Origin of the sequence: Microbacterium sp., assembly GCF_029263575.1 — a bacterium.
Lineage (GTDB): Bacteria > Actinomycetota > Actinomycetes > Actinomycetales > Microbacteriaceae > Microbacterium.
Genome location: NZ_JAJUFV010000122.1, coordinates 1 through 8,881, shown reverse-complemented (window position 1 = coordinate 8,881; position 8,881 = coordinate 1). Strand labels below are relative to the sequence as shown.

General features: G+C 66.3%; 9 protein-coding genes. 6 read left to right on the top strand and 3 right to left on the bottom strand.

Annotation, left to right across the window (positions count from 1 at the left end):
- Both Q1J95_RS11875 and Q1J95_RS11870 read right to left on the bottom strand, forming a co-directional pair.
- On the bottom strand, nucleotides 1-876 hold an 876-nt coding region (locus tag Q1J95_RS11875), incomplete at its 3' end, for an AIR synthase related protein (RefSeq protein WP_300267803.1).
- Between the two features lie 67 nt (nucleotides 877-943).
- Entirely contained in the window at nucleotides 944-1,459 is a 516-nt protein-coding gene (locus tag Q1J95_RS11870; RefSeq protein WP_300267801.1) for a DUF5684 domain-containing protein, read from the bottom strand.
- 174 nt (nucleotides 1,460-1,633) lie between these two features.
- On the opposite strand from Q1J95_RS11870, the gene Q1J95_RS11865 reads away from it, so the two are divergent.
- Nucleotides 1,634-2,134, top strand: coding sequence for a hypothetical protein (locus Q1J95_RS11865; protein WP_300267799.1), 501 nt, complete (start codon nucleotides 1,634-1,636; stop codon nucleotides 2,132-2,134).
- On the opposite strand, the gene Q1J95_RS11860 is transcribed toward Q1J95_RS11865, so the two are convergent.
- Nucleotides 2,115-5,339 (bottom strand): BTAD domain-containing putative transcriptional regulator, encoded by a 3,225-nt coding sequence (locus tag Q1J95_RS11860; RefSeq protein WP_300267798.1) that lies wholly within the window; start codon nucleotides 5,337-5,339, stop codon nucleotides 2,115-2,117. The genes Q1J95_RS11865 and Q1J95_RS11860 overlap by 20 nt on opposite strands.
- Nucleotides 5,340-5,532: 193 nt before the next feature.
- Here Q1J95_RS11860 and Q1J95_RS11855 point away from each other — a divergent pair, with 193 nt between their 5' ends.
- The 5 genes from Q1J95_RS11855 to Q1J95_RS11835 all read left to right on the top strand — a co-directional run.
- A complete protein-coding gene (locus Q1J95_RS11855) occupies nucleotides 5,533-6,720 on the top strand; it encodes a histidine kinase (RefSeq protein WP_300267797.1) in 1,188 nt (395 codons plus the stop codon).
- Nucleotides 6,717-7,385 carry a response regulator transcription factor gene (locus Q1J95_RS11850; RefSeq protein WP_300267796.1) on the top strand — a complete coding sequence of 223 codons (669 nt, stop codon included), beginning with the start codon at nucleotides 6,717-6,719 and terminating at the stop codon, nucleotides 7,383-7,385. The genes Q1J95_RS11855 and Q1J95_RS11850 overlap by 4 nt, the downstream gene beginning before the upstream one ends.
- A gap of 98 nt (nucleotides 7,386-7,483) precedes the next feature.
- Nucleotides 7,484-7,618 (top strand): hypothetical protein, encoded by a 135-nt coding sequence (locus Q1J95_RS11845; protein WP_300267795.1) that lies wholly within the window; start codon nucleotides 7,484-7,486, stop codon nucleotides 7,616-7,618.
- 69 nt (nucleotides 7,619-7,687) lie between these two features.
- Nucleotides 7,688-8,338: a CPBP family intramembrane glutamic endopeptidase gene (locus Q1J95_RS11840; RefSeq protein ID WP_300267794.1), complete on the top strand. Its 651-nt coding sequence runs from the start codon at nucleotides 7,688-7,690 to the stop codon at nucleotides 8,336-8,338.
- A 276-nt stretch (nucleotides 8,339-8,614) separates the two neighbouring features.
- On the top strand, nucleotides 8,615-8,881 hold a 267-nt coding region (locus tag Q1J95_RS11835; protein WP_300267793.1), incomplete at its 3' end, for a hypothetical protein.

Here is an 8,881-nt window from a genome sequence, read left to right as displayed (position 1 = left end):
GAGGTCTTGGATGGCCTCGACGAGCTCGCCCTGGTACAGCTCGAGGCAGCACTCGATGAGCACCTTCTCGGCGAAGGGGTCGCCGACCTGCACGGCGGGGCGCTTGGTCGGGCCGCCATCGTCGAAGGAGTCAGAGGCGAGGATGCTGGCGCCGCCGATGCCGTCGCCACCGGTGCGAGCGCCGAACAGCACGACCTTGTTGCCGACACCCTCCGCGTTGGCGAGCTTCAGGTCTTCGTGGCGCAGCACACCGACCGCGAGAGCGTTGACGAGCGGATTGGCCTGGTAGACCCCGTCGAACACCGTCTCGCCGCCGATGTTCGGCAGCCCGAGGCAGTTGCCGTAGAACGAGATGCCTGCCGTGACGCCGTGTACGACGCGGGCGGTGTCGGGGTGATCGATCGCGCCGAAACGCAAGGCGTCCATCACGGCGACCGGGCGAGCGCCCATCGAGATGATGTCGCGGACGATGCCCCCGACACCGGTAGCTGCACCTTGGAACGGTTCGATGAAACTCGGGTGGTTGTGCGATTCGGCCTTGAAGGTGACGGCCCAGCCCTCGCCGACGTCGACGACGCCCGCGTTCTGGCCCATGCCGACCATGAGCCGCTCTTTCATCTCGTCGGAGACCTTCTCGCCGAAACGGCGCAGATAGTTCTTCGACGACTTGTACGAGCAGTGCTCCGACCACATCACCGAGTACATCGCCAGCTCGCCCGAGGTGGGGCGGCGGCCGAGGATCTCGCGGATGCGCGCGTACTCTTCGGGCTTGAGTCCGAGCGCGCCGTAGGGCTGCTCTTTCTCGGGCGTGGCGACCGCGTTCGAGACGGAGTCGGGGACGTGCTGACGAGCGGATGCTGCGGGGGCGGTGGTCACGCGCGCTCCAAGTGACGAGAGGTGTGGCGGGGCAGACCAAGTCTACTGGGCCGCGCGACGCGCAGCGTCAGACAGCAGGTGCCTCGGGTGCCGCCGATGCCTGAACGGGCACACCGTCCCACACGGTGCGATCGCCGAGGAACGCGTTGCCGGCCCACTGCGCGGGAGCCACAGCATTGTTCCACTGCTCCTTGCCGAAGGCGACGATGCCCAGCCACACCGGCGGAATCAGCCAGAAGGCGACGAATGCGGTCTCCTTGCCGAGCTTCATGCCGATGCGGTATGCCGCCACACCGCCGCCGACGAACAGCGCGAGCGAGAAGATGAATCCGATGCCGATCCAGCTGAGCAGGATCGCTCCGCCGAAGCAGTAAAGCACCAGCCAGGGGCTCAGGTCGCCGAGCTTGAAGAACACCATGAAGTTGTACACGGGCACCCATGCCTTCCAGGTGCCCTGCACTCCTGCTTTCGCGAACACCTTCGACAAGAAGAAGGCGGTGACGACGTAGACGAGGACGCCGACGACGAGCATGCCGACGAGTGCGGCCATGTATGCGGCGAGCATGCCGGAGTAGATATCCATGATTTCCCCTTACGAGAGACAGGTGCAACGAGCTGTGTCCGGCCATGCAACCAGGGGGCGCTCACAGATCGCTCACGCGCACGCACGGCGGGCCGCAGCTGTGTGAGTGATCTGTGAGCGCGAGGTGCTGGGATGGACCATACCGAGGGGGACATGATGATGAAAGAGCTGGGGATGACAATCACACGCAGATCCGTACCGACCCGTATCGCCGGGGGCGCGCTCGCGCTCGTCATTGCGGTGGGCCTGACGGGATGCTTCGCCAATCCACTCGATGCGATCGTGGAGAATGCGACGGAAGAGTCTGCCAAGAACGCGGCGGAAGACGTGATCGAGGGCATCACCGGTGGCGAGGCCGGAATCGAGTTCGGTGAGTTGCCGGACGACTTCCCATCCGAGGTTCCGCTGGTCTCAGAGAACGTCGTTCAGAGCGTAACGGTGGCCGAAGGCATGATGGTGACCGTGAGTGATCCGCGCAGCGTGAAGGAGCTCGCCGCGCAGGTGAAATCAGATTTCTCCGACTGGGAACAGGTGATGTGGACCGATCAGGCCGAGATGGTCGTCGGCATGTACAAGAAGGATGAGACGTTGGCCGTCAACGTCGGGATCATGGCGGGCTCAGACGGAGAGGACTCGACAGTCGGGTACACCATCATCAGGCCAGAGGCGGAGTAGCCACCTCGCCGCGAGTCCACAGCGCCGTCGGTAGGCCGTCTCGCGCAGCATGCTCGGGCTGTGCCAGCATCACCCAGGTGTCTGCGGCGGTCGAGGCCATCCCGAGGGTCTCGGCTTCGCGAGCGATCTTGTCGAGCGTGACGCGATCGTCGGATGCGGTTGCCACCGCGTGGCGCACGAGGAAACCCAACAGCCCTCCGTGGCCGATTTCCCACGCCTCTTCCAGCACCGCGATCGCCTCGCCGAGCACGTCACCGAGAGCATCCGAATCGTCACCGGCCGCATCCGAATCGTCCGCCACCGCTGACGTGCCGGGCGGCCCGCTCACCCGTGTGGCGCCGACGGCCTTGACGGCGCAGTGCGCCAGCAGTCCGGCGAAGAAGGTGTGCTGGGCTGCGAGCATCCAGCGCGCGGAATCGACGAGCAGTCGCGCAGCGGCGCCGGGGTGTCCGGCCGCGTTCTCGCGCCATGCGTCAGCCCATGCGCGCAGCATGACGACCTTCGGGTCTGTATCGGCGGCGGAAGGGACTGCGTCGAAGCGCGCAGCGGCCTCGTCGGCGTGACCGGCGGCGAGGGCCGTGCCGCCGGCGAGCGCGAGAGCTGCGGGGAACAATCCTGAGGTATCGCGCCACTGAAGGTGCAGGGTCGCGGATGCTGCACCCTCGTACGCATCGTGTACGTTGCCGCAGAGCAGGTCGATCAGTGCCAGTCCGTACTCCCAGCTGCCGATGGATTCGGGCGCGTTCGCCTCGGCATCGGCGATGGCTTGTTCGAAGCGGCGGCGGGAGGCCGTGATGTCGCCGGTGTTCGACAGGGCCATGATCGAGATGAGCTCGATCAGTGCTGCGCCGCCGGGCACCAGCGCGATGATCTCGGCCGGCGCCTGACGCAGACGCTGCAGGGTCACCGTGGCGTCTTCGAGGGGACCGGTGACGACCGCGGCGTTCGCCGCCGTGAGCAGACCGCGCACCGCCACGGCGTTACTGGTGTCTCCGGGGGCGTCGGCGATCTCACGGGTCTGCCCGGCGATGACCGACCACCGCAGCGCATCACGCTGCAGATGGGCGATCTCTCGCGGATCATCCATCGTGGCCAGTGCCTGCTCGATGATGTCGAGCGCCGCGGGGGCGTCGTGGTGGCGCAGTCCGACGTGCTGCGCGTGCGCGAGAGCTGTCGCCGTCTGTTCTTCTGGTGTCGTCGCCGAGCGTGCGGCGGCCTCGAAATGTGCGGCTGAGGCCTCAAAATCGCCGAGCATGGATGCTGCGATGCCGGCGATTCGGTGCGCGGCGGTGTTGTCGGGCTCGACGTCGATCACCGCTGCCGCCGCCCGCCGAGCGAGGCGCTCGTCGAACGCGCCGAGCGCGTACTGCGCGAGCTCCAGCGTGGGCTCGACCTCGACGGGCTCGCCGAGATCGAGCATGAGGATGTGCGCGTGACGGCGCACAGCGGAAAATGCCGCGGCTTCGCCTGTGCGGAGCACCTCAAGCACCTCGAGGGACAGTTCTCGCCAGAGGGCATCGCTGCAGCGGCGGCGGAGGAACTCGCCGTCGAGCGGATGCGAGAGCCGCAGCCATCCCGGGGCGGAATAGGTCACGACGCCTGCCCGTGCCAGCATCCGCCGTTCGATGCTCTCCAGGCCGGAGACCGGATACTCTCCGGCGATCGCGATCTTCGCTGCGGCCTCGATGCTGGCATCATCGAGGCCCTCGAAGCGCTCGCCGACCAACTGAGCAAGACGCTTTGTCGAGGCGGGCTCGCCCTGCAGCTCCCAGCCGTGGTCGGTGCGAATGAGACGGTTCTCGTTCACCGACGCGGTGAGGATCTCGCGCAGATGCAGTGGGTTGCCCTGCGCCAGAGCGAAGATACGGAGGCGGGAGGCCGGGGTGAGCGAGCCGCCGATGGTGTGGAGGACGAGCTCATCGGCGTCGGCAGAGGTCAGCGGTGCGACGGTGATCTCACCGATGTCGCCGCTGTCGTACAGGGCACGGATGTCGTCGGGGACGCCGTCCAGATCGGTTGCCGTGAGCACCATCGGCACGCGCGAGTTGCGAATGAGTTGGCTGATGACGAAGAGGGAGGCATCGTCGAGCTGTTCGACGTTGTCGACCAGGAGCACCGTGGTCGAACGATTGCGCGTGAAATGCTCAACGAGTGCAGCGGGGGTCATCCACTTCTCGGGGACGACGCCGGCGAAGATGCCCAGCGGGACGGCGTAGCTCAGCGGGGTCGCGATCAGCAGCGAGGCCGTGCAGCGTTGGGCCTCGAACTGAGTGCGGATAGCGCGCAGCAGGTGCGTCTTGCCGATGCCGTCCGGGCCGGTCAACACAGACGTCCGTCCGTCCCGAACCATCGCCGCGAGAATGTCGGGTTGGTTCGAGGTGATGCAGTGAATCGGGGTATCGGCGATCTCGACATCGATCTCGCCCGCGCGCGATTCAGTGAGCGTTGCGCTCGAAAGGCGCAGCAGCGACTGTGGCGGCTGATCCTGCAGCACCCCCAGATGCAGCCTGCTGAGCTCACTGCTCGGCTCGACACCCAGCTGCTCGGCGAAGATCCTGCGGGCGCGCGAAAAAGCGTCGAGTGCCTCCTGGATGCGCCCATCGCAGTACAGCGCCGCGATCAACTGGCTCCAATGGCGCTCGGCCAGCGGGTTCTCTTCGAGCAGCGCGTGAAGTTCGGAGACAACGGCAGCGCTGCGTCCGAGGGCGAGATCGAGGTCGATGCGATCTGCTATCGCGGCAGACCAGAGATTCTCGAGGCGCACCGACTCGACACGCAGCGCGGTGACATCGTGCAGGCCTGCGAACGCCGTTCCGCGCCAGAGGTCGAGTCCGTCGCCGATGAGGGTGGCGGCTTGTGACAGGTCTCCTTCTGCCAGCAGCGCGTTGCCCCGCTGGACGAACTGTTCGAAGCGCGCAGCATCCGTCTGAATATCGTTGGGATCGATGCGGTAGCCGCCGTCTCGCCACTCGATGTCGATCGGCACCGCCGAGCGCAGGCGTGATACCCGGGCCTGCAGTGCGTGTGCCGGATCACGTGGGGGAACGTCATCCCACAGCTCATCGATCAGTCGCTCGGCCGAGAGGGAGCGGCCGCGAGACACCACGAGTCGGGCGAGGAGCCCGCGCTGCTTGGAGCCACCGATCGGATGCTCCTGGCCCCCCGTGCTGGCCCGCACCGAGCCGAGAACCGACACCTCAAGCATTCCCCTACGCCCTTCCACTGAGCTTGGGGTCACCATAGCAGTGCGCCCGTGGGCCGTTGCCCGCGTCCCGCGCGGCCCACCCGGTCACTGAGCCGGTCGAAGTATCCGATCCGCCCGTCCACCTCGCGCGGCGAAGTTGTGCCGGCCCATTCGGATGCCGTTGACTGAGTCAGACGACGGATCGGATGCGCTCATGAACAACGCAACCACTGCCATGCCTCCCGCTTGGCAGCGCATGCGCGACCGGTGGCGTTCGGCCAACCCCGTGGTACGTGACAGCATTGGCGCTGTGGCGCTGATGGCACTGGCGCTGCTGCCCCTCGGTATCAAGGGCGTTCAGCTGGGCGAGCTGCACCGCGAGGTCGGGCCGTGGGCAGCTGTCGTGCTGATGGCGGGGCAGACCCTTCCGCTTGCGGTGCGGCGCACGCAGCCTGCGCTCGCGCTTCTGGTGATCGGCGTCGCGTTCGGTGTGACCCAAACGATCGGCGCTGACACGGGCCTGGCTGGGCTGGGGCTGCTGATCGCGCTGTATTCGTGCGCCGCGCATCTGCGTAGTGGACGGGTCGTGACCATCGTGGGATGCGGTGTCGGCTACCTCGTACTGGTCGCCGTGCTCATCGCGCAGGGGTCCCCGGAAGAGGTGATCGACTGGATCACCTTCGCCGCTGTGCTCGCGGTGCCGTGGGTCGCCGGTGAACTGGCGCGACGCTGGCGGGTCGAGCAGGCCGCACGTTTCGAGCGTGCCGCCGCGGCCGCCGATCGCCAGGCGCGGGCTCTTCTCGCGCGCGAACTGCATGACATCGTCACGCACCATGTGACCGCGATGGTCGTGCAGGCCGAGTCCGCTCGATACCTTGACGATACCCCGCAGGGGCTCAGCGATCGGGATGCGATCGCGGCATCCGTCAGCTCAACCGGCCGTCTCGCGCTCACGGAACTCCGCTCGCTGCTCGGCACGCTCGAGCCCGATACCGGATCATCCTCTCGAAGCGAGCGCGCCGACGAAGACGCGACGGTTCGCATGGTCAGGCGGCTTCAGCAGACCAGGTATCCGATCTCGATGCAGATCAGCGGCTCAGTCGATGACATACCCGACGAGATCATCGCCGTGATGCACGGCGTCGCCCGTGAGACGGTCACCAACGCGATGAAGCACGCACGCGGTCAGGAGGTACGGCTCACGATCAGCGTCACCGAGCGCGCCTTCGAGTTGACCGTCGTCAATTCTCTTGTTCCGGATGCCTCGGCCGCCGCCAACCCGCTCCCCTATGGTGGTCGCGGCAGTTCGGGGATGCAGGAGCGCGTGAGCGAGCAGGGCGGGTTGTTCACGGCGAACGCGAAAGATGGGCAGTACACGGTGATCGCGAGGTGGAGGCGATGAGCGGCGTCCCGACACGGCGCGTGATCGTCGCCGATGATCAGGCACTCGTGCGCGAAGGGTTCGCGCGTGTGATCGGCTCGCAGCCCGACTTCGAGGTCGTCGGAATCGCCGTCGACGGTCGCGACGCCGTCGAACAGTCAGCGCGTCTGTTCCCAGATCTGGTCGTGATGGATGTGCGGATGCCTCGGCTCGACGGAATCTCAGCGACAGCCGAGATTCTCAGAGCGAGTGAACAGCCGCCGCAGGTGCTGGTCGTCACGACCTTCAATCTCGACTCCTACGTCTACGACGCGCTGCGCGCCGGGGCGAGCGGGTTCCTCCTCAAAGACGCCCAGCCCGAAGCGCTGCTTCAGGCACTTCGCACCGTCGCGAAGGGCGACGCGCTCATCGACCCCGCGGCAACGCGGGCGCTGATCGGTGCCTTCGGCGACCGCATCCGTCCCGCATTCACCGATGACGGAATGCTCAGCGCACTCACCGCCCGCGAGTACGAGGCGCTGACGCTCCTGGCCGAGGGACTGTCGAACGCCGAGATCGCCGAGTCGATGACCGTCGGCAGCGAGACGGCGAAAACGTATGTGTCGCGAGTGCTGTTGAAGCTGGGGCTGCGCGATCGAGTGCAGGCAGTCGTCTTCGCACATCGCGCAGGAATCGCCGGGCGTTGAACCGGCGAGAATTGTTCACCTTTGGGGGATTTCACGCGTGACGCGCATTTCTAATCTCGAAGTGTGGCCGAAAGACGGCCAGAAGCGGAGATCCAGAGATGACCTCGTCCACCACACAGCTTGCCGACAAGCCCGGCCCTATCCGACGGGTACTCGCGTTCCCACTCATGTGGCTGGTGATCGGCGTCGCCGCCATCGCGCTCTTCAACGGACTGGTCACCGGGATCGCCTAGGAGCTGGCTGCTCCGTTCCAGGTCGCCGCCGCGCTCATCGGCACGGCGGGAGCCATCGGGCTGTACATCATGACCATGCGCTTCGTGGCGGGTCGTCGTATCGGCGAGCTCCGACGTCCCATCGTGCGGGAGTTCCTGATGGGAGGTGCGATCGGGGCGCTGTTCATCATCTCGTCCGTGCTCACGGTCGTCGCGATGGGCGGTTACACCGTGGTGTGGCATCCGGTCGATGCGATGTCGACGGTGTCGCTGGCGATCGCCGTGCACCTGGGCGTCGCGGTGGTCGAAGAACTCGTGTTCCGCGGCCTCGCACTGCAGGCTATTGAGAAGTACATCGGCGCGTGGGGCGCTGTCGCCATCACGGCGCTGCTGTTCGGCGGCGCGCACATGCTGAACCCCGGCGCCTCGCTGTGGAGCGGATTCGCCATCACGGTCGAGGCGGGTGTGCTCATCGGCGCAGCCTTCGTGTGGCGTCGCAACCTGTGGTTCGTCTTCGGGCTGCACTTCGCTTGGAACTGCATCCAGAATCTCTTCGGCATCCCTGTCTCGGGCCACCGCGAGCCCGGTTTGTTCGAGACCACGGTGCACGGCGATGCGTGGCTCACCGGCGGGGCGTTCGGCGTTGAGGCATCCGTCGTGACCGTCGCCATCAGCGTGGTCCTGTCGACCGCGATGGTCATCGCCGCTCGCCGGGCCAAGCGCATGCGCGAAATCGGGTGAGCTGAGCCGCGATCGTGGCTCAGAAGGAAGAGCTTCAGAAACTCGCGTAATGATTCGGGTCCTCGACCGTCTCATCTATGGGAACAAGTTTCCGATGACAGTTGTGAGACCCGAATCTCGGCACTGTCGCTCGGGCGGCGCAATCGCGCCGCCGACGCAGGGACGCGTGTACTAACACGCGTCCCCTTTTTCTGGGGAGAAACGATGTCTGAGCACATCGCGAGGCGTTCGCGCGCGCGCATTTTCATACACTGGCTGGCTGGGATTCTGGTCGCCGTGCTTTCACTAGGGGCCTTCGCGGCTCCGGCAGCTGCGGCCGGCGGCTCCGTGACGGTGTTTCCGGTCGTGTCCGATACCGACGCCAACGGCACACCCGTACTGACCGAAGGTGGCAGCTACGCCTTCGAGCTCGGCTACGGCAGCATGGACGACGGAGCGGTTGTCGCGATCACGATTCCCGAGGGGATCACGATTCCGGAATCCGCCCTGGTCGTTCCGGTCGGCAACACCGCTATCGAGTCGCTCGCGATGAACGACGCCGGG

Excerpts from the sequence above, each read along its gene's own strand:
- Q1J95_RS11850 (WP_300267796.1), top strand. The coding sequence starts at position 6,717 with ATGAGCGGCGTCCCGACACGGCGCGTGATCGTCGCCGATGATCAGGCA.
- Q1J95_RS11840 (WP_300267794.1), top strand. The coding sequence starts at position 7,688 with ATGACCATGCGCTTCGTGGCGGGTCGTCGTATCGGCGAGCTCCGACGT.
- Q1J95_RS11855 (WP_300267797.1), top strand. The coding sequence starts at position 5,533 with ATGAACAACGCAACCACTGCCATGCCTCCCGCTTGGCAGCGCATGCGC.
- Q1J95_RS11860 (WP_300267798.1), bottom strand. The coding sequence starts at position 5,339 with ATGCTTGAGGTGTCGGTTCTCGGCTCGGTGCGGGCCAGCACGGGGGGC.
- Q1J95_RS11845 (WP_300267795.1), top strand. The coding sequence starts at position 7,484 with ATGACCTCGTCCACCACACAGCTTGCCGACAAGCCCGGCCCTATCCGA.
- Q1J95_RS11870 (WP_300267801.1), bottom strand. The coding sequence starts at position 1,459 with ATGGATATCTACTCCGGCATGCTCGCCGCATACATGGCCGCACTCGTC.
- Q1J95_RS11865 (WP_300267799.1), top strand. The coding sequence starts at position 1,634 with ATGACAATCACACGCAGATCCGTACCGACCCGTATCGCCGGGGGCGCG.